The sequence below is a fragment of the Enterobacter sp. V89_11 genome (assembly GCF_029967775.1).
GTDB classification, from domain to species: Bacteria; Pseudomonadota; Gammaproteobacteria; order Enterobacterales; family Enterobacteriaceae; genus Enterobacter; species Enterobacter ludwigii.
Map to the genome: position 1 here is coordinate 28121 of NZ_JASCAN010000024.1, position 20566 is coordinate 48686.

General features: G+C 54.8%; 24 protein-coding genes. 15 read left to right on the forward strand and 9 right to left on the reverse strand.

Annotation, left to right across the window (positions count from 1 at the left end):
* Nucleotides 1–8 precede the first annotated feature (8 nt).
* The 4 genes from ulaC to QLG09_RS17500 are packed head-to-tail and all read left to right on the forward strand — an operon-like array spanning nucleotide 9 to nucleotide 2689.
* Nucleotides 9–476 (forward strand): PTS ascorbate transporter subunit IIA, encoded by a 468-nt coding sequence (gene ulaC / locus QLG09_RS17485; RefSeq protein WP_014168330.1) that lies wholly within the window; start codon nucleotides 9–11, stop codon nucleotides 474–476.
* Nucleotides 477–489: 13 nt separating this feature from the next.
* Nucleotides 490–1140, forward strand: a complete 651-nt coding sequence (gene ulaD / locus QLG09_RS17490) for a 3-keto-L-gulonate-6-phosphate decarboxylase UlaD (RefSeq protein ID WP_106503662.1) — start codon at nucleotides 490–492, stop codon at nucleotides 1138–1140.
* Nucleotides 1141–1149: 9 nt separating this feature from the next.
* Nucleotides 1150–2010: an L-ribulose-5-phosphate 3-epimerase gene (locus tag QLG09_RS17495; RefSeq protein WP_014168332.1), complete on the forward strand. Its 861-nt coding sequence runs from the start codon at nucleotides 1150–1152 to the stop codon at nucleotides 2008–2010.
* Nucleotides 2003–2689, forward strand: a complete 687-nt coding sequence (locus QLG09_RS17500; protein ID WP_032679424.1) for an L-ribulose-5-phosphate 4-epimerase — start codon at nucleotides 2003–2005, stop codon at nucleotides 2687–2689. Before QLG09_RS17495 ends, QLG09_RS17500 begins: the two co-directional genes overlap by 8 nt.
* Before the next feature lie 141 nt (nucleotides 2690–2830).
* Here QLG09_RS17500 and yjfY read toward each other — a convergent pair whose 3' ends face one another.
* A complete protein-coding gene (gene yjfY / locus QLG09_RS17505) occupies nucleotides 2831–3106 on the reverse strand; it encodes a DUF1471 family protein YjfY (RefSeq protein WP_086533158.1) in 276 nt (91 codons plus the stop codon).
* Between the two features lie 341 nt (nucleotides 3107–3447).
* On the opposite strand from yjfY, the gene rpsF reads away from it, so the two are divergent.
* The 5 genes from rpsF (at nucleotide 3448) to QLG09_RS17530 (ending at nucleotide 5966) form a co-directional block, all read left to right on the forward strand.
* Entirely contained in the window at nucleotides 3448–3843 is a 396-nt protein-coding gene (rpsF, locus tag QLG09_RS17510; RefSeq protein WP_014068637.1) for a 30S ribosomal protein S6, read from the forward strand.
* Nucleotides 3844–3849: 6 nt separating this feature from the next.
* On the forward strand, nucleotides 3850–4164 hold the full coding sequence (gene priB, locus QLG09_RS17515; protein WP_014068638.1) for a primosomal replication protein N: 315 nt from the start codon (nucleotides 3850–3852) through the stop codon (nucleotides 4162–4164).
* A 4-nt stretch (nucleotides 4165–4168) separates the two neighbouring features.
* A complete protein-coding gene (rpsR, locus tag QLG09_RS17520; protein WP_000135199.1) occupies nucleotides 4169–4396 on the forward strand; it encodes a 30S ribosomal protein S18 in 228 nt (75 codons plus the stop codon).
* A 41-nt stretch (nucleotides 4397–4437) separates the two neighbouring features.
* The gene (gene rplI / locus QLG09_RS17525) at nucleotides 4438–4887 is read left to right on the forward strand and encodes a 50S ribosomal protein L9 (RefSeq protein ID WP_014168334.1); all 450 of its coding nucleotides are present in this window, start codon (nucleotides 4438–4440) and stop codon (nucleotides 4885–4887) included.
* 149 nt (nucleotides 4888–5036) lie between these two features.
* Complete coding sequence (locus QLG09_RS17530; RefSeq protein ID WP_176586936.1) at nucleotides 5037–5966, forward strand: DMT family transporter; 930 nt, start codon at nucleotides 5037–5039, stop codon at nucleotides 5964–5966.
* Between the two features lie 45 nt (nucleotides 5967–6011).
* Here the strand turns inward: QLG09_RS17530 and QLG09_RS17535 are convergent, their stop codons facing one another.
* On the reverse strand, nucleotides 6012–6656 hold the full coding sequence (locus QLG09_RS17535) for an OapA family protein (protein ID WP_020882930.1): 645 nt from the start codon (nucleotides 6654–6656) through the stop codon (nucleotides 6012–6014).
* Nucleotides 6657–6889: 233 nt separating this feature from the next.
* Between QLG09_RS17535 and fklB the strand changes: the two genes are divergently transcribed.
* Nucleotides 6890–7510: an FKBP-type peptidyl-prolyl cis-trans isomerase gene (gene fklB, locus QLG09_RS17540; protein ID WP_025205816.1), complete on the forward strand. Its 621-nt coding sequence runs from the start codon at nucleotides 6890–6892 to the stop codon at nucleotides 7508–7510.
* Nucleotides 7511–7823: 313 nt separating this feature from the next.
* Nucleotides 7824–9233 carry a D-serine/D-alanine/glycine transporter gene (cycA, locus tag QLG09_RS17545; protein ID WP_014168338.1) on the forward strand — a complete coding sequence of 470 codons (1410 nt, stop codon included), beginning with the start codon at nucleotides 7824–7826 and terminating at the stop codon, nucleotides 9231–9233.
* Nucleotides 9234–9298: 65 nt separating this feature from the next.
* On the opposite strand, the gene ytfE is transcribed toward cycA, so the two are convergent.
* Nucleotides 9299–9961: an iron-sulfur cluster repair protein YtfE gene (ytfE, locus tag QLG09_RS17550; protein ID WP_014168339.1), complete on the reverse strand. Its 663-nt coding sequence runs from the start codon at nucleotides 9959–9961 to the stop codon at nucleotides 9299–9301.
* Between the two features lie 244 nt (nucleotides 9962–10205).
* Here ytfE and QLG09_RS17555 point away from each other — a divergent pair, with 244 nt between their 5' ends.
* On the forward strand, nucleotides 10206–11855 hold the full coding sequence (locus QLG09_RS17555; RefSeq protein WP_282489205.1) for a methyl-accepting chemotaxis protein: 1650 nt from the start codon (nucleotides 10206–10208) through the stop codon (nucleotides 11853–11855).
* Here the strand turns inward: QLG09_RS17555 and QLG09_RS17560 are convergent.
* From QLG09_RS17560 to QLG09_RS17570, 3 genes are all read right to left on the reverse strand, one after another.
* Nucleotides 11852–12817, reverse strand: coding sequence for a DMT family transporter (locus QLG09_RS17560; RefSeq protein ID WP_032681866.1), 966 nt, complete (start codon nucleotides 12815–12817; stop codon nucleotides 11852–11854). The two genes, QLG09_RS17555 and QLG09_RS17560, sit on opposite strands and share 4 nt — an antisense overlap.
* 75 nt (nucleotides 12818–12892) lie before the next feature.
* Nucleotides 12893–13717, reverse strand: coding sequence for an AraC family transcriptional regulator (locus QLG09_RS17565; RefSeq protein ID WP_104440417.1), 825 nt, complete (start codon nucleotides 13715–13717; stop codon nucleotides 12893–12895).
* 81 nt (nucleotides 13718–13798) lie between these two features.
* Nucleotides 13799–14647 (reverse strand): SDR family oxidoreductase, encoded by an 849-nt coding sequence (locus QLG09_RS17570; protein WP_163304290.1) that lies wholly within the window; start codon nucleotides 14645–14647, stop codon nucleotides 13799–13801.
* Nucleotides 14648–14731: 84 nt separating this feature from the next.
* On the opposite strand from QLG09_RS17570, the gene QLG09_RS17575 reads away from it, so the two are divergent.
* A complete protein-coding gene (locus QLG09_RS17575; RefSeq protein ID WP_014168344.1) occupies nucleotides 14732–15118 on the forward strand; it encodes a helix-turn-helix domain-containing protein in 387 nt (128 codons plus the stop codon).
* 44 nt (nucleotides 15119–15162) lie between these two features.
* Here the strand turns inward: QLG09_RS17575 and QLG09_RS17580 are convergent, their stop codons facing one another.
* On the reverse strand, nucleotides 15163–17106 hold the full coding sequence (locus tag QLG09_RS17580; protein ID WP_176586933.1) for a bifunctional 2',3'-cyclic-nucleotide 2'-phosphodiesterase/3'-nucleotidase: 1944 nt from the start codon (nucleotides 17104–17106) through the stop codon (nucleotides 15163–15165).
* A gap of 190 nt (nucleotides 17107–17296) precedes the next feature.
* On the opposite strand from QLG09_RS17580, the gene cysQ reads away from it, so the two are divergent.
* A complete protein-coding gene (gene cysQ, locus QLG09_RS17585) occupies nucleotides 17297–18037 on the forward strand; it encodes a 3'(2'),5'-bisphosphate nucleotidase CysQ (protein WP_014168346.1) in 741 nt (246 codons plus the stop codon).
* On the opposite strand, the gene QLG09_RS17590 is transcribed toward cysQ, so the two are convergent.
* Nucleotides 18031–18588, reverse strand: a complete 558-nt coding sequence (locus QLG09_RS17590; RefSeq protein ID WP_014168347.1) for a YtfJ family protein — start codon at nucleotides 18586–18588, stop codon at nucleotides 18031–18033. The genes cysQ and QLG09_RS17590 overlap by 7 nt on opposite strands.
* Before the next feature lie 324 nt (nucleotides 18589–18912).
* On the opposite strand from QLG09_RS17590, the gene QLG09_RS17595 reads away from it, so the two are divergent.
* Entirely contained in the window at nucleotides 18913–19119 is a 207-nt protein-coding gene (locus tag QLG09_RS17595) for a DUF1107 domain-containing protein (RefSeq protein WP_003856054.1), read from the forward strand.
* Nucleotides 19120–19197: 78 nt separating this feature from the next.
* On the opposite strand, the gene QLG09_RS17600 is transcribed toward QLG09_RS17595, so the two are convergent.
* The gene (locus QLG09_RS17600; protein WP_014168349.1) at nucleotides 19198–20535 is read right to left on the reverse strand and encodes a hemolysin family protein; all 1338 of its coding nucleotides are present in this window, start codon (nucleotides 20533–20535) and stop codon (nucleotides 19198–19200) included.
* Between the last annotated feature and the right edge of the window lie 31 nt (nucleotides 20536–20566).

A 20566-nucleotide genomic window follows, 5' to 3' on the forward strand; every position in this document is an offset into this window, starting at 1 on the left:
GACGCAACATGAAACTACGTGATTCGCTGGCAGAGAATAGCTCCATCCTTTTACAGGCCGACGCCAGCACCTGGCAGGAAGCGGTGAAACTTAGCGTAGATCTGCTGGTAAAAGCCGATGTTGTCGAGCCGCGTTATTACCAGGCCATTCTGGATGGTGTTGCAGAGCACGGCCCTTACTTCGTGATTGCACCAGGGCTGGCGATGCCGCATGGCCGCCCGGAAGAGGGCGTTAAAAAAACCGGCTTTGCGCTGGTTACGCTGAAAACACCACTGGCTTTCAACCACGAAGATAACGACCCGGTCGACATCCTCATCACCATGGCGGCTGTTGATGCCAACACTCACCAGGAGGTGGGCATTATGCAGATCGTGAATCTGTTTGATGATGAGGCCAACTTCGACCGTTTACGCGCCTGCCGCACCGAGCAGGACGTGCTGGATTTAATTGATAACGCCACTGCGGCGGCAGTTTAAGAGGGAATTGAAAATGTCATTACCAATGTTGCAGGTCGCGCTGGATAACCAGACTTTGTCTCACGCTTACGAAACTACCCGCCTGATTGCGGAAGAAGTGGACATCATCGAAGTCGGTACCATTCTGTGCGTGGGCGAAGGCGTTCGCGCCGTCCGCGACCTGAAGGCGCTGTATCCGCATAAAATCGTGCTGGCGGATGCCAAGATTGCCGATGCGGGCAAAATTCTTTCCCGTATGTGTTTTGAAGCCAATGCCGACTGGGTCACCGTTATTTGCTGTGCGGATATCAACACGGCTAAAGGTGCGCTGGATGTGGCAAAAGAGTTCAACGGTGATGTGCAGATTGAGCTGACCGGGTTCTGGACCTGGGAGCAGGCGCAGGAGTGGCGTGACGCGGGCATTCAACAGGTGGTTTATCACCGCAGCCGTGATGCGCAGGCCGCTGGGGTAGCGTGGGGGGACGCGGATATCAGCGCGATTAAGCGTCTGGCCGATATGGGCTTCAAAGTGACCGTGACCGGAGGCCTGGCGCTGGAAGATCTGCCGCTCTTCAAAGATATCCCAATTCATGTCTTTATCGCAGGCCGTAGCATCCGTGATGCCGCCTCTCCGGTAGAAGCCGCGCGTCAGTTCAAACGCTCAATCGCTCAGCTTTGGGGCTAAGGAGCGGGTATGTTGTCTAAACAAGTCCCGCTCGGCATCTATGAAAAGGCACTCCCTGCGGGGGAGTGCTGGCTGGAGCGGCTGCAACTGGCGAAACAACTCGGTTTCGATTTTGTCGAAATGTCAGTGGATGAGACAGACGAACGCCTGTCTCGCCTGGACTGGAGCCGCGAACAGCGTCTGGCACTGGTAAGCGCCATCGCTGAAACGGGGGTACGTGTGCCTTCCCTGTGCCTCAGCGCCCACCGTCGTTTTCCGCTTGGCAGTGAAGATGATGCTGTGCGTGCTCAGGGGCTGGAGATCATGCGTAAAGCCATTCGCTTTGCCCAGGATGTCGGCATCCGTGTGATCCAGTTGGCGGGGTATGACGTTTACTATCAGGACGCCAATAATGAAACGCGCCGTCGTTTTCGTGACGGCCTGAAAGAGAGCGTCGACATGGCCAGCCGTGCTCAGGTGACGCTGGCGATGGAGATCATGGATTATCCGTTAATGAACTCCATCAGCAAGGCGCTGGGTTACGCGCACTACCTGAATAATCCGTGGTTCCAGCTCTACCCTGATATCGGCAATCTGTCAGCCTGGGATAACGACGTGCAGATGGAACTGCAGGCGGGTATTGGTCATATCGTGGCGGTTCATGTCAAAGATACCCGGCCTGGTGTATTCAAAAATGTTCCGTTCGGCACCGGGGTGGTGGATTTCGAACGGTGCTTCCAGACGCTCAAACAGACAGGGTATTGCGGGCCTTACCTGATTGAGATGTGGAGTGAAACGTCGGACGACCCGGCAGCCGAAGTGGCGAAGGCGCGGGACTGGGTCCGTGAACGTATGGCGCGGGCTGGGTTGATGGAGGCTGAGCATGCATAAGCTTAAGCAGCAGGTCTTTGAGGCCAATATGGATCTACCTCGCTACGGTCTGGTGACGTTTACCTGGGGTAACGTCAGCGCCATCGACCGTGAGCAGGGGCGGGTCGTGATTAAGCCCAGCGGTGTGCCCTATGAGTCCATGACCGCCGACGACATGGTGGTTGTGGATCTTCATGGCAACGTGGTTGACGGAAAGTGGCGTCCTTCTTCTGATACCGCCACCCATCTGGCACTGTATCAGCGTTATCCCTCCCTGGGCGGCGTTGTGCATACACACTCGACTCATGCCACGGCCTGGGCGCAGGCAGGGCTGCCCATTCCGGCTCTTGGCACCACGCATGCAGACTACTTCTTTGGCGATATTCCCTGCACGCGGGCATTAACGCAGGCCGAAGTGGAAGGGGAGTATGAACTCAACACCGGTCGCGTCATTATCGATACGCTGGCTGAGCGTGAGCCGCTGCATACGCCGGGTATTGTGGTGTATCAGCACGGTCCATTCTCGTGGGGAAAAGACGCTCACGATGCCGTGCATAACGCGGTGGTGATGGAGGAAGTGGCGCGAATGGCGTGGATCGCCCGCGGCATCAATCCGCAGCTTCAGGGCATTGATGATTACCTTATGAATAAACATTTCATGCGTAAACATGGGCCCAACGCCTATTACGGGCAGAAGTGAATAAGTGCTCTGGAATACCGAAAAACAGTTGTAACCGGTGGTATTTCAGAGCCATTAGCAAAAAAAAGCCCCCGGGCAGGGGGCAAGTTAAACTATGGCTATGTTCTCTTTGTTGGCTTTCCTGGTGCTAGCGTTAAAGCGTTATCGGTAGATATCTGCACTGGCGTGCATATTGCCGTTGCTGCCGGGCTCACGCATCAGTATGACGTGATAATATTGTGCACTCTGAGCATCGGTCTCTTGATTGAGTGCCTGATCTGCTTCACTTTCAGTGGCGAAATTATGATTGATGTAGATTACGCCTAAGCTCTGCACATCATCCATGTTTTGGGCCTGCCGGCCGTCTATCTTGATGGCTGCCATCGCGTTTGCACTGAGCAAAAGTGCAGCCATTACGGCAAATGCGATTTTTTTCATGATATGCGCTCCACGACTGCGTGCTGTGAAAGGGGGTGTTGCTCTCCTTTTATAAATAAGGTCTCTGATTAAAGTGTAATCACTTATCCGGCGGGAATGCGTGACCATTTCTGATGCTGTTGTTCAAAAAAACAACGCTTCCTGATGTGATTAATTTTAAATCACCCACTTAGACCAGCTTTACGCTTTGTGCGAATTATTTGTGCAATCAGCTTGAGTTTCCAGGGGCGCGCAAGTATTATGACGCGTCAATTTTTCAGCCGACCTTTAACACGTTCCTTGCCTCCCCGGGCCTCGGCTGACCCAGACAGGAGGCTGAATAATCCGTAAGGAGCAATTCGATGCGTCATTACGAAATCGTTTTTATGGTCCATCCTGACCAGAGCGAACAGGTTCCGGGCATGATCGAGCGCTACTCTGCTGCCATCACTGGTGCAGAAGGTACGATCCACCGTCTGGAAGACTGGGGCCGCCGTCAGCTGGCTTACCCGATCAACAAACTGCACAAAGCACACTACGTTCTGATGAACGTTGAAGCGCCGCAGGAAGTGATCGATGAGCTGGAAACTACCTTCCGCTTCAACGATGCCGTTATCCGCAGCATGGTTATGCGTACCAAAAACGCAGTGACCGAAGCATCTCCGATGGTTAAAGCGAAAGACGAGCGCCGTGAGCGTCGCGATGATTTCGCAAACGAAACCGCAGATGATTCTGATGCTGGGGATTCTGAAGAGTAATTTCTGATGACCAACCGTCTGGTGTTGTCCGGTACCGTGTGCAGGACCCCCCTTCGTAAGGTCAGTCCATCAGGAATTCCGCATTGCCAGTTCGTGCTTGAGCATCGTTCTGTGCAAGAGGAAGCCGGCTTTCACCGGCAGGCGTGGTGCCAAATGCCCGTTATTATTAGCGGACACGAAAACCAGGCCATTACTCACAGTATAACGGTCGGTAGCGCAGTAATCGTTCAGGGGTTCATTTCTTGCCACAAGGCAAAGAACGGCCTGAGCAAAATGGTTCTGCATGCCGAGCAGATTGATTTGATAGATTCTGGAGACTAGCCATATGGCACGTTATTTCCGTCGTCGCAAGTTCTGCCGTTTCACCGCGGAAGGCGTTCAAGAGATCGACTATAAAGATATCGCAACGCTGAAAAACTACATCACCGAAAGCGGTAAGATTGTCCCAAGCCGTATCACCGGTACTCGTGCAAAATACCAGCGTCAGCTGGCTCGCGCTATCAAACGCGCTCGCTACCTGTCCCTGCTGCCGTACACTGATCGTCATCAGTAATCGGGCACGGTCCATTAATACGACTTTAAGAGGATAAGGTAATGCAAGTTATTCTGCTTGATAAAGTAGCAAACCTGGGCAGCCTGGGTGATCAGGTAAACGTTAAAGCGGGCTACGCTCGTAACTTCCTGGTTCCACAGGGTAAAGCTGTTCCAGCTACCAAGAAAAACGTAGAGTTTTTCGAAGCACGTCGCGCTGAACTGGAAGCCAAACTGGCTGACGTTCTGGCGGCTGCTAATGCTCGCGCTGAGTCAATCAACGCACTGGGCACTGTTACCATCGTTTCCAAAGCTGGCGACGAAGGTAAACTGTTCGGTTCCATCGGTACCCGCGATATCGCTGATGCAGTAACTGCAGCTGGCGTTAAAGTGGCTAAGAGCGAAGTTCGTCTGCCGAACGGTGTTCTGCGTACCACTGGTGAGCACGAAGTGGACTTCCAGGTTCACAGCGAAGTGTTCGCTAAACTGGTTGTTAACGTTGTAGCTGAGTAATTTTACTCTGCTCACGTCGAAGCGCCGGCCTTGTGCCGGCGTTTTGCTTTTTAAGGGACCAGATTCGCGCTTTAGTGCTTGTAGGGTCGCTATTCCTGGCGCATTCTCTGATAATAAAATGAAACGCAATTTTATTTATGAGATTCGACATGAAAACCGCTCTGCCCACGCCCGTATTTGCCCGTCGAAAGGTGGCCTATGCCTGCGCCACGCTCTGCTGTCTGCTTTGGGGTAGCTCTTACCCGGCCATAAAAAGCGGCTATGAACTCTTCCAGATTGCCACCGATGATATTCCCTCAAAGGTCGTGTTCGCCGGTTACCGTTTTCTGTTTGCGGGTGTGCTGCTGCTTCTCTTTGCATTAGCACAGCGCAAGCCCATCGGCAGGTTCACGCCCGGGCAGTTTGGCCAATTGACCGTCCTGGGACTGACGCAGACGAGCATTCAGTACACCTTCTTTTATATCGGATTGGCCTACACGACAGGCGTGAACGGCTCAATCATGAACGCCACCGGCACTTTCTTCAGCGTGCTGCTGGCGCACTTCATCTACCACAACGACAAGCTCAGCTATAACAAAACGCTTGGCTGTATTCTGGGCTTTGCCGGAGTGATGCTGGTTAACTTCCACGACGGGTTAAGCGAATTCAGCTTCGTCTGGAAGGGGGACGGGTTTGTGGTGCTGGCAGCCTTTATCCTTTCTGCCGCCACGCTTTACGGAAAACGCATCTCCCAGACCGTCGACCCGACGGTGATGACCGGCTGGCAGCTGGCTATCGGCGGCGCGGCGCTGGTGGCGGGTGGCTATCTCACGGGAGGGACGCTGGAAGTGCATAGCATGACGGCCGTCGCGGTGCTGGGGTATCTGACGTTACTCTCTTCGGTAGCGTTCGCCCTCTGGAGCGCGCTGCTGAAAGTGAACCGCGTAAGTATGATTGCCCCGTTCAACTTTGTGATCCCCGTTGCCGGGACGGTGCTGTCTGCCATTTTCCTCGGTGAAAACATTCTGGACATCAAATATGCGATTGCGCTGGTGCTGGTCTGCTCGGGGATCTGGTGGGTCAATAAGCGGAGTCACTAAGAAGGGCATTGCCGGGGGGCTGGCTCGCCTTACCCGGCCTGAACATTAACGTGCTCTGATAAAACTACCGTCAGGCTGGCGGGTAAACAGCACCTGCTGGCCATTTCCCGTATCAATCGTGAGCCCGGTGACGACACCGCTGGCATTCTGACGTATCTGCACCAGCTGGCCGTTCTGCAAATTACTGAGCGGCTTGCCCGCGCCTTCCACCTGCGCCATGGCATACACATCGGTTGGTGGCAGATTGTGGTCGCGGAACAGCTGCGCAAGGGTTTTACCCGGCTCTACGCGATAGGAACGCCACTGCTGCTCAATGCCGGTTGGCTGCTGAGCCTGTGGCTCTGCCGGGGCCGCGGCCTGTTCCTGTGGCTGTTCATCCTGAATGGGTTCCGGTTCAACAGGCGCAACCTGTCCCGGATCGTTCGACGGGGTGACCAGTTGCGTCTGCACAGGCTGGGTGTCCGGCTGCGGTCGCGTTTGCGACTGAATATCCAGCTGGGCATTGCGGGTCACCGTCGCGGTGTCGGCGTCATCGCCACCGGAAGGAAGCAGGAAACCCACGATCACCATCAGCGCGCCAATGATGATCCCTCTGCGATGCAGAGGCGGCAGCGGGTCCATGATGCGAAAATTGTCCGGCGCCTGCCAGATTTTCGCCAGGGTAGGTTTCAGTTCAAATCGCCCGGGCATGGCTCTCCTCCTGCTCCGCGTCTTTTTTATCCTGTGCTCCGAAGTATAGTTTGCTAACTGCCTGAACGGCGTAGCAAACCCGACATCCGTGACATTCGTTCGGGATTAATCCTGGTTCTCTCTATTGTTTCTGTTTCGTCGCGGTTTGTCACCTTAACTTCAGACAAAGTTTTACCCATAAGGGCATGGCTGATATGCTGCCCGCTACTTTAAATGTGATGGAAGGAAAACCCATGACCACCCCGACTTTTGACACTATCGAAGCGCAGGCAAGTTACGGTATCGGCTTGCAGGTAGGACAGCAGCTGAGCGAATCCGGCCTGGAAGGTCTGTTACCCGAAGCGCTGGTGGCGGGTATCGCTGATGCGCTGGAAGGCAACAACCCGGCAGTTCCGGTTGATGTTGTGCACCGTGCGCTGCGTGAAATCCACGAACGTGCTGACGCCGTGCGTCGCGCGCGTTTCGAAGAGATGGCTGCAGAAGGCGTGAAATATCTGGAAGAGAACCGTGAGCGTGAAGGCGTGAACAGCACTGAGTCTGGCCTGCAGTTCCGCGTGATCAACCAGGGCGACGGCGCAATCCCGGCGCGTACTGACCACGTTCGCGTGCACTACACCGGTAAACTGATCGACGGTACGGTGTTCGACAGCTCTGTAGCACGTGGCGAACCGGCTGAATTCCCGGTTAACGGCGTTATCGCGGGCTGGATCGAAGCGCTGACCCTGATGCCAGTGGGTTCCAAATGGGAACTGACTATCCCGCACAACCTGGCGTACGGCGAGCGTGGCGCTGGTGCGTCCATCCCGCCATTCAGCACCCTGGTGTTTGAAGTCGAGCTGCTGGAAATTCTGTAATCAGCTTTTCTTATTTCCTCTCTCCTTCGGGGGAGAGGAATATAGTGATAAAACCTATAGTTACGACGGAATCAACATTTTATCTTGCAAACGAAACTGTTGCGTGTATTTTTGTGAGCTGTTTCGCGTTGTATGAGTGATATGACACTCACTTTAAACATATTATTAACATAATATCCAAATCATAGTATTCATCCCGCCGATTCTTACCTAATATCGATGAGTCCTTTCATGGGGACCGTTATTTTTTTGACGTATTTAAAGGCCAGAAGAGCCTTAACAACACAGACAGGCATAAACAGGAAAATATCACATGGTAGATCAGGTTAAAGTCGTCGCCGACGAAGAGGCGTCGTCTGAACAGTCGCTACGGCGCAATCTCACAAACCGTCATATTCAGCTCATTGCCATCGGGGGTGCCATCGGTACTGGGCTGTTTATGGGGTCAGGTAAAACCATCAGTCTTGCCGGGCCGTCGATCATTTTCGTTTATATGATCATCGGTTTTATGCTCTTCTTCGTGATGCGTGCAATGGGTGAATTGCTGCTCTCGAACCTCGAATACAAGTCCTTTAGCGATTTCGCTTCCGACCTGCTTGGCCCCTGGGCGGGCTACTTCACCGGCTGGACCTACTGGTTCTGCTGGGTGGTGACCGGCATGGCGGATGTGGTCGCCATCACGGCCTACGCGCAGTTCTGGTTCCCGGGATTATCGGACTGGGTGGCCTCGCTGGCGGTGATTGTTCTGCTGCTGAGCCTTAACCTCGCCACCGTTAAAATGTTCGGTGAGATGGAGTTCTGGTTTGCGATGATCAAAATCGTGGCGATTATCGCCCTGATTGTTGTCGGCCTGGTGATGGTACTGACGCACTTCCAGTCTCCAACCGGCGTTCAGGCTTCGTTCGCGCATCTGTGGAATGACGGCGGCTGGTTCCCGAAAGGCATCAGCGGCTTCTTTGCCGGTTTCCAGATTGCGGTGTTTGCCTTTGTGGGGATTGAGCTGGTCGGTACCACGGCGGCGGAAACTAAAGATCCGGAGAAATCCCTGCCGCGCGCGATTAACTCCATCCCGATTCGTATCATTATGTTCTACGTGTTCGCGCTGATTATCATCATGTCCGTGACGCCGTGGAGCTCCGTTGTACCGACCAAGAGCCCGTTCGTTGAGCTGTTTGTGCTGGTTGGACTGCCTGCGGCCGCAAGCCTGATTAACTTCGTGGTGCTGACCTCCGCGGCCTCTTCGGCCAACAGTGGGGTGTTCTCTACCAGCCGTATGCTGTTTGGTCTGGCACAGGAAGGGGTTGCGCCACGCGCGTTTGCCAAACTGTCTAAGCGTGCGGTGCCGGCGAAAGGGCTGACCTTCTCCTGTATCTGCCTGCTGGGCGGTGTGGTGATGCTCTACGTGAACCCGAGTGTGATCGGTGCGTTTACCATGATCACCACGGTCTCTGCGATCCTGTTCATGTTCGTCTGGACCATCATCCTGTGTTCTTACCTGGTGTACCGCAAACAGCGTCCACACCTGCATGAAAAATCGATCTACAAAATGCCGCTGGGCAAGCTGATGTGCTGGGTGTGCATGGCGTTCTTCGTCTTCGTGCTGGTTCTGCTGACGCTGGAAGACGATACCCGTCAGGCGTTAATCGTCACGCCGCTGTGGTTCATCGCGCTGGGGCTGGGATGGTTATTTATCGGTAAGAAACGTATGGCAGGCATGCGTTAATAAAAAAGGCCACAGATGCTGTGGCCGAATGATAACCTCAGGAAGGCGCTCTCGGGCGCCTTTTTTTATTCACCTGCGAGGGCACGCGGGAACAGGACGTTGTTCTCAAGACTGATGTGCTCCATCAGGTCGTCGATCATCTCGTTAATGCCGTTGTACATCGCTTTCCACGTGGTGCACGCCTCTGGTGGCGGTGTAACGTTATGGGTAGTGTGTTTAATCACTTCCAGCAGTTCGCCTGCATCATCATGTTCGCTTTCCATGACGCTGATGGGCCCCATCGCCTGGCTGCCCATACCCTGTTTGATCATCGGGAAGAGGATTTGCTCCTCTTTCATCATGTGGCTGGAAAGCTCTTCGTGAAGCAGGGTCAGGTATTTCGCCAGACCGCGTGGTACGGAAGGTTTGTCGGCGTGAACGCGCTCCACTTTTGTCGCCTGCAGGATCAGTTCAGGCAGCTGTTCACGGTGACGGTCGTGAAAACGCACGATGATATGGTCGATGATGTCGGCAAGGGCTGCAGTGCGCCAGTCTTTCTCAATGGGCTGCTCAGCCAGTTGCGCCAGCTCCGCTTCAATGAGCCCCACATCCAGCTCTTTACGCGAGGCGGCACGTGCCAGGGTTTGCTTACCGCCACAGCAGTAATCCATATCGTATTTACGAAACAGCGCGGACGCGCGCGGGATGGAGAGCGCCAGCTCGCCAAGGGGTTGGTCGCGGAAGGCCATAGCAGTTACCTCATCATCAATAATATAAAGTGCATTTTAAATGCATCTTTAAGGCGACGCTATAACCCTTTAGAGGGAAGGGAAAAAGTGAGAACCAGATCACAAAAAATAATGACTTTTAACTTGCTGAATGAATGCAGGAAATTACTTTAGAAAGTTTTTTAACGTGGGGAAACAGTAAACAACTCGCCGTGCCTGCCGATATATCCACGTCAGACAAACCTGCATATAAAAAAGGCAACGCATGTTTAAACGTATAAAAGTCATTACCCTTCTTATTTCGGTGCTGCTTGTGCTCGGCATCATGCAAGTCATTTCCGCCGGCATTTTTATCAACGCGCTGAATAACGACAAAGATAACTTCACCGTCTCGCAGCTCTCAAGCCAGAATGTCGCCGAGTTTACCGATGCATGGATCAGCCTCAACCAGGCCCGCGTGACCCTGAACCGCGGCATGCTGCGTCTGCAAAGCAGCATGGCGTCTCAGATTAACGGCGGCCAGTTGAATGAACTGGTGAACACGGCGAAGAACCTGCTGGCGGATGCGCAGTCCCATTACGATAAATACTACGCTTTGCCTAATACTCCGGGTCTGGACGAGAATCTGGCTAACCGTCTGGAAGAGCAGTACCGTATTTACTCCGCCACGCTGACGCAAATGAACGTTCTGCTGGGCCAGGGCAATCTGGAAGATATGTTCAAGCAGAATGCGGAGCAGAAACAGACCGCGATGCAGAACGTGTACCGTGAATGGCGTGAAGCGCAGGCCGTCCTCACGGACAGAGGAATTAAAGACAACGAAAACGATTATAAACGTATCCTGTGGATCCTCTCTGCGGTCATGCTGCTGGTGATTGCCGTGATCGTCTCCAGCTGGATTGCGATGCGCCGCGTTCTGCTGCTGCCGCTCCAGGATGTGATCGGCCATATCCGCGCCATTGCCGCAGGGGATTTGACCCAGCCGATTCAGGCAGAGGGTAAGAATGAAATGGCAATCCTGGCGCTCAACGTTCAGGAGATGCAAACCTCGCTGGCAAACACGGTGGGCGTGGTGCGTGAAGGCGCAGACACCATTTACACCGGTGCAGGGGAAATCTCTGCGGGCAGCAACGACCTCTCTTCCCGCACCGAGCAGCAGGCTGCCTCTCTGGAAGAGACGGCTGCCAGCATGGAACAACTGACCGCCACGGTAAAACAAAACGCCGATAACGCACGTCAGGCTTCCCGTCTGGCGCTCGATGCCTCCTCAACCGCGAAGAAGGGCGGTAACGTGGTGGAGGGTGTGGTGCGCACCATGGACGACATTGCGACCAGTTCCAGCAAAATTGCGCAAATTACCAACGTAATCGACGGCATTGCCTTCCAGACCAACATCCTGGCGCTGAACGCGGCGGTGGAAGCCGCGCGTGCAGGCGAGCAGGGCCGTGGCTTTGCGGTGGTCGCAGGTGAGGTGCGTACCCTTGCCCAGCGTAGCGCTCAGGCTGCAAAAGAGATTAAAGCGCTGATCGACGATTCCGGCGAGCGCGTGAATGCCGGCTCACAGCTGGTAAACGAAGCCGGGGCGACGATGGCGGAGATCGTGAATGCGGTCACCCGCGTGACCGACATCATGGGCGAGATTGCCTCTGCCTCTGACGAGCAGAGCCGCGGTATCGATCAGGTAGGTCAGGCGGTGGCCGAGATGGATCGCGTGACCCAGCAGAACGCCTCGCTGGTAGAGGAGTCTGCGGCAGCGGCGGCCGCGCTGGAAGATCAGGCGGCACGCCTGAACGAAGCGGTAGCGGTGTTTAAAATTACCCGCAACCCGGTAGTCAACGCCGCGCCGGTGAAAAGCTACACTCCAGCGGCTAAACCTGTCGCGGCGACGTCTGAAGCGAACTGGGAAACGTTTTAACTCTCTGAAGCCGGAACGACCATCGGTTTTTCCGGCTTTGCTCTTACCGCCATCACGACCCCAACGACCAGCAATATAATCCCGCAGGCGGTTAACAGCGGCGGTACGCTCTGGCGCATCAGGAAGGTGTAAAGCAGCCCGGCCAGCGTTTCGAATACAATCAGCGGCCCTAAAATCACCGTCGGCAGCTTCTGGCTGGCGATATTCCAGCACAGCGCGCCCACCCACGAGCAGAGCACCGCAATCGCCAGCATCAGCCCGACGAAGACCCACGGTCTCGGCCCGAACGGTTGAGCGAAATCCGGTTGCTGATGGCCTAACCAGAGACAGGCCCCCACATAGCCCATAAGCGAAACCGGGAGCGTGACCAACGCCTGAGCCGTCGCCCACATCATCGGGTGTTTATCCGGGTTTTCCCGCAGCCAGCGCGCATTGCGCAGGGCATACCACGCCCAGCACACCACGGAAACGAATGCCAGCAGGATGCCAGAACCGTAACGCAACAGCGAGAAGTCCTCCAGCCCATGCTGCAGCTCGGCAATGTTGACGCAGACCAGCCCCACGGCGGTACACCCCAACGCTGGTACCATTTTTGACCACGCCAGTTTCCCGTCGCGGTGGCTGTAAAGCAGGTTAGCGAAGACCGGGATCACCACGGGCAGCGTGCCGATAATCATGGTAGATACCGGTGCACCGGTTCGCTGAATGGCGCTCGCCAGGCAAACATAATAGATAAGGTTGCCCATCATGGTCAGCGCCAGCGCGGTGAACCAGTCCTGTCGGCCGAGTTGACGCAAACGTGCACGACCGAGCCACGCCAGCGGGAGAGCAATCAGCCCCAGTGCCAGATAACGTCCGGTCGACTGCAGTATTGCCGGGTACTCCGGCACGATCAGCGGGCCGACAAAAATCAGTCCCCACATCAGACCCGCAAGCAGGGCATACAACACACCACTAATCATTTTTCCATCCACATCGGTTTATTCTGCGTTCAGTGTAGGAGGGGGAAGGGTGCGCGTATTGTATGAGGTTGCGCATCAGCGCTTAACGACCTGTTTCTGGTAGCGCACGGGGGTAATGCCGTAGCGGCGGGTAAAGGCGCGAGTCAAATGGGACTGATCGGTCAGCCCGGTCGCGGCGGCGACTTCGGCGGCGGGCATGCCGCGCGTGAGAAACGCTTTGGCGCGCCACAGGCGGATAGCCATCAGCATCTGATGCGGAGTGACATGGAAATGCGCCTTGAACTGGCGCTGAAAATGGTAGGGGCTCAGTGAGACCACGTTGGCCAGCTCGTCCAGCGTCAGGGCGTGCATGTAGTTGTCGTGCATATACTCACGAACCCGTTCGAACCGGTGTGTACCTTCCCGGGTAACCGGCGCGTGGCGGGCTAACGGCTGGAAGGTCTCGATCAGATCCAGCAGCAGGCCTTTTTGCGCCAGCGGGTCGTCCGTATGCCACAGGCCATAGATAAGCCTGCCGATTTGCTGTGAGCGCAGCGGGTCATGGCGGGTTACGTCGCTAAACCACCAGTGGCGAAGGCCGGTCACCTCTTCCAGCAGATCGGGTTCAATGTAAACCATCCGGTAGCGCCAGCCGCCATCCGTCGCCGACTCCCCGGTGTGGATCTCGTCCGGGTTCATGGTCACGACGGATTTTTCCGCCGCGAGATGCTGGGTACCGCGATAGCGAAAGCGTTCGGCACCGGTTTCAATGGTGCCGATGCCGAAGGCTTCATGCGTATGAGGCTCAAAGGCGTAGTCAGAAATATGCGCGTGATAAAGCTCCAGGCCCGGCAAATGCGCCAGATGGCGAAAGCGCGCGCTGTCTCTCTCATCAATGAACTGTTCCGGTACGCCCTGCACGGTGAACCTCCTCATGAGTCATCTCTCCATTATCAGAGATGACCCGAGGGGATGCTACAAAAAATAACCATTTTGCAACATTTACAGGATGGCTTTAATGCTCTCTGAAAGCGGTGTGGTTGGACGCCCGATCAGTTTGCTCAGCGTATGGCTGTCGTCAAACAGACCGCCTTTAGACGCGCCCACATCGGAGTCCGCCAGCATATCCGCCAGCCCGGCAGGCAGGCCAACGCCCTTCAGCGCCGCGGCAAAATCCGCCTCGCTCATGTTCTGATACGTCACGTTTTTGCCGCTCTGTTTGCTGAGTTCGGCCGCCAGTTCGCTCAGCGTCCAGGCGTGGTCGCCGGCCAGCTCGTATACGTTGCCTGCATGGCCGTCCCCGGAGATGACTTTTGCCGCGGCAGCCGCGTAATCCGCACGGGTGGCAGAGGCGATTTTGCCTTCACCGGCCGCGCCAATAAATACGCCGTGCTCCAGCGCGGGTGGTGCGCTCGCCAGATAGTTTTCGGTGTACCAGCCGTTACGCAGCAGGGCGTAAGGGATGCCGGACTCCGCCAGCGCCTTCTCCGTCGCGACGTGTTCAACGTGCAGACCCAGCGGTGATTTATCAGCATGCAGCAGGCTGGTATAGGCGATGAATTTCACGCCAGCGGCTTTGGCAGCATTAATGACGTTCTGATGTTGGGTGGCGCGCTGACCCACTTCGCTGGAGGAGATCAGCAGCAGCTTATCTACGCCCTTAAGCGCGGAGGTCATTGTGCTTTCGTCAGCGTAATCCCCCTGACGAACGGTAATTCCCTGCTGGCGCAGGGCTTCAGCTTTTGCCGGATTGCGGACAATCGCCACAATCTGGTTTGCCGGTACGGTGTTTAACAACTGTTCGATAACGAGCTGGCCAAGCTGGCCGGTTGCGCCGGTAATTGCGATCATGATGAATCCTCTTCGTGTTTGTCTGGTGTTGTGGCACACTAGCACCATAGCTAACTTTTAGTAAGTACGTACATAAAGGTAAGTATGAAAACAACGATACCGACACTCAGCGAACAAATGCGCGATGGCAACCTCTTCGCGGAACAGTGTCCTTCCAGAGAGGTCCTCAAACATGTCACCAGCCGCTGGGGTGTGCTGATTCTGGTGGCCCTGCGACAGGGAACCCACCGTTTCAGCGACCTGCGCCGAAAAATGGGAGGCGTCAGCGAAAAGATGCTGGCCCAGTCGCTACAGGCGCTGGAACAGGACGGGTTTGTTAATCGCGTCTCGTATCCGGTTGTACCACCGCACGTTGAGTATAGCCTGACGCCGTTAGGGACAGAGGTGAGTGAGAAAGTGGCCGCGCTGGCGGACTGGATAGAAGTGCATACGCCGCAGGTGATGGCGAACCGGGAAGAACGCGCGGCGTAAAGGCAGGCCGGGTAAGGCGAAGCCGCTACCCGGCACACACCGCGTTACTTGCTTAAATCCACCTGATAAATGGCGAAGCCAATATCATCCATTGCAACTTTCTTCATCGGATAGTGGGCGTTATCGTTAATAAACGCCGCCGCTTTATCGGACGGTGAGGTTTCAAAACGGATGTCCAGCGGCGTGTCGCTGTGAATGGGGGCCAGGCGCCAGTTGTTGTCCACTGCCGGATGAATGCCCCCCGCTTTTTTGGACTCCGCACTGATCCACGCCGCCAGCACCGAGCGATTCTCGTCCGGTGAGGCAAAGGCAATATGGCTATCTCCCGTGCCGGCAAACTTGCCGCCGTAGGCGCGGTAGTTATTGGTTACCACCAGGAAGGTGGCATTCGGGTCGATGGCTTTGCCCTTAAAGGTCAGGTTTTTGATGCGCTCGGCCTGCGGGTTAATGACCTGGCATTCGCCGTCATATTTTGCAGGCAGGGTAACATCAATCTGATACTCCACGCCGTCAATCACGTCAAAGTTATAGGTCCGGAACCCGTCCCAGTTAATCAGCGACTGCGGTTTACTGCTCTTCGGATCGATCTGGTTAAACTGCCCGGCGGAGCACTCCAGCCATTCCTTCACCTCTTTACCCGTCGCTTTCACTACCACCAGGGTGTTCGGATAGAGATAGAGATCGGCGGCGTTACGGAAGGTCAGCTGGCCCTTTTCGACTTCAACGTAGCTTGCCGGGTCATTCTTACGCCCGCCCACTTTGAACGGTGCCGCGGCCGACAGCACCGGCAGTTTTGCCAGGTCCGGGTCGCCCTGAATAACGTGTTCGACATAGGCTTTTTGCGCCATGTTAACCACCTGGACAGTTGGGTCATCCTGCACCAGCGCCAGGTAGCTGTACATGTTATCCGCCGATTTACCGATCGGCTTGCTGACGAAGTCGCGGGTGGCGTCGTGATCGTGCTTCAGCACGTCGACCAGTTTTTTATCTTCGGCGGCGAGTGATTTTTTAGCCGCAGCGTCGTAAATCGGGCGCGCCTCTGCTTTTGACTGAGTGACCTTCCAGTCGCCGCCGTCGTTATTGAGGACCAGATCCATCACACCAAGGTGATCGCCCCACATGCCCGGCATCACCGACGGCACGCCATTGAGCGTCCCTTTCTCGATGTCTGCACCCTTAATGTTGGCAAAGTCCTTACCCGGGAAGACCGCGTGGGCGTGGCCGAACAGAATCGCATCGACGCCCGGGACTTCACTCAGATAATAAACGGAGTTTTCCGCCATGGCCTGATACGGATCGGCGGAGAGTCCCGAGTGCGCAACCACCACCACCAGATCTGCGCCTTTTTCGCGCATTTCCGGCACGTATTTGCGCGCAGTTTCGGTAATATCGTTAACGGTCACTTTACCGTCGAGGTTGGCTTTATCCCAGGTCATGATTTGCGGCGGCACAAAGCCGATATAGCCGATTTTAAGCGTCTGTTTTTTACCGTCCTGATCGACAACCTCGGTCTCTTTAATCAGATAGGGGGTAAAGAGCGGCTTCTGCGTCTTAACGTCGATGATATTGGCGTTAACGTACGGGAATTTCGCGCCAGCCAGCGCATCGTGCAGGTACTTCAGGCCGTAGTTAAATTCGTGGTTGCCCAGGTTGCCGACGGTATAGTCCAGGGTGTTCATCGCTTTATACACCGGGTGGATCTCGCCTTTCTTCAGCCCCTTCGCCGCCATATAGTCCCCGAGCGGGCTACCCTGAATGAGATCGCCGTTGTCGACCAGTACGCTGTTTTTAACTTCATTGCGGGCGGCAGCGATCAAACTTGCCGTGCGTACCAGTCCGAATTTTTCCGTCGGGGTATCTTTGTAGTAATCGAAGTCCATCATGTTGCTGTGCAGGTCGGTAGTTTCCAGAATTCGCAGGTCTACCGTCGCCGCCTGTACGCTCACTGCAATCAGCGTCGCCAGGAGCGTTGCGCTAAACTTAATCATCAGAGGAGTCCTTTTTTCGATCCAGGCCACAAAAGAGTATGTATCTATAGCGTGTTGCTTACAGAAATGTGAATCCTGACAGAAAAAAGCGCCATGAAACCAGAATTGCTTCACAGATAGCGGAATTGTTCCCATTACGATATAACTAAAACAAAGAGTTAACCCCACTGCGTTAACAAAGAGGTGGAGAATGTTAGATAAGATTTGTCAGCTCGCACGGGATGCGGGAGATGCCATCATGCAGGTGTATGACGGTGCAAAACCGATGGAGGTCGTCAGCAAGGCTGATGACTCTCCGGTCACCGCGGCAGATATCGCGGCTCACAAGGTGATCCTGCAAGGGCTGCAGGCCTTAACGCCGGATATCCCGGTCCTGTCAGAAGAAGCGCCGCAGAGCTGGGACGAGCGTCAGCACTGGCAGCGTTACTGGCTGGTGGACCCCCTCGACGGCACCAAAGAGTTTATCAAGCGTAACGGTGAGTTCACCGTCAACATCGCGCTGATTGAAAAAGGCAAAGCGGTGCTTGGGGTGGTATACGCGCCGGTGATGAAAGTCATGTACAGCGCTGCAGACGGTAAGGCGTGGAAGGAAGAGTGCGGCGTGCGTAAGCAGATTCAGGTGCGCGATGCGCGTCCACCGCTGGTGGTGATCAGCCGGTCGCACAGCGACAGCGAACTGCAGGAATATCTGCAACAGCTGGGTGAACACCAGACGACCTCGATTGGTTCATCACTGAAATTCTGTCTGGTGGCGGAAGGTCATGCTCAGCTCTACCCTCGCTTTGGGCCAACGAACGTCTGGGATACCGCGGCAGGGCATGCGGTCGCCACGGCCGCCGGGGCACATGTTCATGACTGGCAGGGTAAGCCGCTGGACTACACCCCGCGCGAATCCTTCCTTAACCCCGGCTTCCGCGTCTCTATTTATTGAGCCAGCAGTTTGTGCAGCAGGGCGACAACCTGCTGCACCTCTTCCTGGGTTAATGCCCCGTCTTTCACCCACTGCACGCGGCCGTCTTTATCCAGCACGATGATTGCGGAGCTCTCTTCCTCCAGCTGCCACGCCTTACGCGTCACGCCGTTGCTGTCGACAATAAACTGCGACCACGGATAGAGTTTTTTATTGCTCTCAAGGCTTGAACGCACAAACATGCCGGAGCCAGGAATGGCATCGTCAGTATTAACAATCGTGGTGGTCTGGTAGCGGTCGTGTGGGAATTTTGCGGCCTTGATCGCTTCCACCAGGTTGGCATTTTTCTCTTTTGCGGATGTACGACCGGCAATATGTTGTACAACTCTCACTTTGCCTGCGAGCTGCGCGCTATTCCACGCTTTGTAGCTAAACTTATCATTGTCGAGAATCAATTCTCCCCGGTCAGCAATGCCGACTGGTGGTACTCGTTGTCCTTTTTCAATCGCGTGAGCGCTAGCCCACAGAGGCAGAAGCAGACAGGCTGCTGCAAGGATAGTACGTAGGGTCATGGTGTTTCCTTATTGTTTGCAGGTGATCCGACCACTTGGTCATACGCTTTTAATCATAAGTGCGATCAATGTGGTTTTCCCGCAATCCCGATGCCAGTTTGCGGGTGAACGCACATATCCATGAAAAAACGACGGCTTATACTGCCCTGAGTGAAGCTTTGCAAAGATTATTCTGAATAATTGTAATCAAACGGTAAATAAACTTATGCATACTGGGTAACACCGTAGTTCTGGTCTATAGTCTTTGGGCAACAAAATTTGCGCTCAGGACAGTCGGGCCGATTGTGGCACCGCAAGAGCGTATGATTCGCAGGAGATACAAGAATGAAAATTTTCCAACGCTACAACCCGCTTCAGGTGGCGAAGTACGTGAAGATCCTGTTCCGTGGACGGTTGTATATCAAGGATGTTGGCGCTTTTGAGTTTGATAAGGGCAAGATCCTTATCCCAAAAGTGAAGGACAAGCAGCACCTGTCTGTGATGTCTGAAGTCAACCGTCAGGTTATGCGTCTGCAAACTGAGATGGCTTAACCAACGTGCTATGCAGTAGTTAAAAACGCAGTTGATAAAAAAACGGCTCCCGATGGGAGCCGTTGATGTTTATGGGCCTTACGCCGACACTTTCTCTTCTGCGTCAGGCATCCGCGGCACCAGCACGGTCGGTTTATTATCGATACGCGTCACCAGCAGCTGGTCGATGCGGTAGTTATCAATATCCACCACTTCAAACTTGTAGCCAGAGAACTTCACCGAGTCGGTACGTTTCGGGATTTTTCGCAGCATAAACATCATAAAGCCGCCAATGGTCTCGTAATTACCTGACTGCGGGAACTCGTCGATATCCAGCACGCGCATGACATCGTCAATCGGCGTACCGCCGTCGATAAGCCATGAGTTCTCGTCACGCTGCACAATCTGCTCTTCCAGACCCTGGCCAACCAGGTCGCCCATCAGCGTGGTCATCACATCGTTGAGGGTGATGATGCCCACCACCAGCGCGTATTCGTTCATGATAACGGCAAAATCTTCACCGGCCGTTTTGAAACTTTCCAGCGCTTCAGAGAGGGTGAGGGTATCCGGAACAATCAGGGTATTGCGGATCTGAACGCCGCTGTTGAGCGCCAGGCTCTGGTTGGCCAGCACGCGGTTCAGCAGGTCTTTCGAGTCCACATAACCGATGATGTGGTCGATATCTTCATTACAGACCAGGAACTTGGAGTGCGGGTGCTCGGCCACCTTTTGCTTCAGGCTCTGCTCGTCTTCGTGCAGGTCGAACCAAATCACGTTTTCGCGTCCGGTCATGGATGACGGTACGGTACGGGATTCCAGCTCAAACACGTTCTCAATCAACTCGTGCTCCTGCTTGCGCAGCACGCCCGCCAGGGCACCCGCTTCGAAGACCGCATAGATATCATCAGAGGTGATATCGTCTTTTCGCACCATCGGAATTTTAAACAGGCGGAAAATGCTGTTGGCCAGGCCGTTGAAGAACCACACCAGCGGACGGAACAGGAACAGGCAGAAGCGCATCGGGTTGATGATGCGCAAAGCCACAGCTTCTGGCGCAATCATACCGATGCGTTTCGGGGTCAGATCAGCGAAGAGGATGAACAGGCCAGTCACCAGCGAGAAGGAGAGAATAAAACTCAGTTGCTCGGAGAGTTCAGGTGAAAAGTAGCGTGCGAAGAGACCATGAAACACCGGTGAAAATGCTGCATCCCCCACGATACCGCCCAGGATGGCGACCGCGTTAAGGCCAATCTGCACCACGGTGAAAAACATTCCCGGGTTTTCCTGCATTTTGAGTATGCGTGATGCGTTAACGTTGCCTTCGTCAGCAAGCAGTTTCAGTTTGATTTTACGGGAGGCGGCCAGCGAGATCTCGGATATCGAGAAAAATGCACTGACGGCAATGAGACAAAGTATCACTAAAATACTGTTTAACATAGTTTATCCGGCTTCAGCCAGATCCTCGGAA